Here is a 1045-nt window from a genome sequence, read left to right as displayed (position 1 = left end):
GCGCTGCTGGGCGCCAGCCGACGCTGGCGCCCAGCAGCGCGGTGACGCCCGAGGCCGAGGCCGCGCCGAGATTGCCCCAGACGCCGTTGATCCCGAGGTCGCGGCCGAGCCGGCGCGCATGGGTGACCAGCATGGTCGAGCCGACCGGGTGGTAGATCGCCGAGGCGAGGCCGAGCACGCACAGCCAGAGCGCGAAGCTCAGCGGCGACGTGGCGCTCGCCACCCCGAGGCAGGACAGGCCGTAGCCGAGGAAGAACACCGCCAGCATGGTGCGCCGGCCGAACCGGTCCGCCAGCCAGCCCATCGGCAGCGAGCACAACCCGAACGCCACGAAGGCGCCGGTGGCCAGCCCGATCAGCTCGCCGTAGCTCAGGCCGGTCTGGGCCGCGATGGCGATCACCGCGGTCGGGTAGATCAGCAGCACGTAGTGGTCGAGGGCGTGCGCGACGTTGACGAAGCGCAGCGTGCGGCGGGACAGGGTTTCGGCATCCATCGCGGCGTATCCTCCGGGATCGCCCCCTGATACCCTGGCCCGATGGCGGTGTCGGGCCGGATATGGATGCGAACGGGCCATTTTTTCCGAGCGGCCAGCGACATCGCGGACGTTCCACGGATGCCGCCGACTATCAGGATGTGCCGCGCGCGGTCGCGGTGATGCCCAAGACCTATCCGGCCGGGATGCGGCTGGACCGGCACTTCCACCCGCGCGCCCAGCTCCTCTACGCCACTGCCGGGCTGATGATGGCCTCGGCCGAGGATGGCACCTGGGTCGTGCCGGAGGGCCATGCCCTGTGGATCCCGCCGCGCCTGCCGCACGCCGTGGCGACCCACGGTGCGGTCGCGATGTGCTCGGCCTATCTGGACCCCGCTGCCGTTGCGGCCTTCCCGGATCGCTGCCGGGTGATCCTGGTGTCGCCGTTGCTCGCCGCCGCCCTGACGGCCCTCGGCGACGAGCCGGTCCTGTACGACGAGGCGCGCCGCGGCGGTCACCTCGCCGCCCTGGTGCTCGACGAGATCGGCCGCGCCCCAGAGACGCCGCTGACCC

2 protein-coding genes are annotated in these 1045 nt (G+C 72.3%); one reads left to right on the top strand and one right to left on the bottom strand.

All coding sequences use genetic code 11. The features are described 5' to 3' along the window. Positions 1 to 493: MFS transporter (locus FV228_RS30695; RefSeq protein WP_147857852.1), on the bottom strand; the 493-nt coding region annotated here is incomplete at its 3' end. 161 nt (positions 494 to 654) lie between these two features. On the opposite strand from FV228_RS30695, the gene FV228_RS30690 reads away from it, so the two are divergent. Beyond that, positions 655 to 1045 (top strand): AraC family ligand binding domain-containing protein (locus tag FV228_RS30690; protein WP_246694095.1); only part of this gene is annotated, 391 nt, incomplete at its 3' end.

It is taken from the genome of Methylobacterium sp. WL18 (assembly GCF_008040015.1).
Taxonomy (GTDB): domain Bacteria; phylum Pseudomonadota; class Alphaproteobacteria; order Rhizobiales; family Beijerinckiaceae; genus Methylobacterium; species Methylobacterium mesophilicum.
This window is presented reverse-complemented; position numbering and strand designations above follow the sequence as displayed.